The following is a 243-nucleotide window of genomic DNA, read 5'->3' as shown; positions in this document are numbered from 1 at the left end:
ACCTTAATCTGGAATGGTAAACTGACGGCACAGGCGAAATATAATAGTAAAGGCGACACTATATTTTGGGAAGTAGCTGCTGAGTCAGTACCTTGCCAAATCAATCCCTCACAGTTGTGTCTGCAAGTTAAGCCCGTCAGTTATAACGATCAAGGTATAAAGATTAGCGAAGGTAAGCTTGTCGCATTCGCAGGTACTATTGATGGCTATCAGCATGATGGCAAGCATAACGAGGTACTACGC

Annotated in this window: 1 protein-coding gene; it reads left to right on the top strand. The window is 43.6% G+C overall.

All coding sequences use genetic code 11. The annotated features are described in order from the left end of the window. The coding region (locus AAEY94_RS20790) for a hypothetical protein (protein WP_502959419.1) at positions 1 to 243 on the top strand (243 nt) is incomplete at both ends.

The sequence above is a fragment of the Shewanella sp. AC34-MNA-CIBAN-0136 genome, from assembly GCF_040309945.1.
Lineage (GTDB): Bacteria > Pseudomonadota > Gammaproteobacteria > Enterobacterales > Shewanellaceae > Shewanella.
The sequence above is the reverse complement of the archived record's forward strand: the minus strand, read 5'-3'. Positions and strand labels throughout refer to the sequence as shown.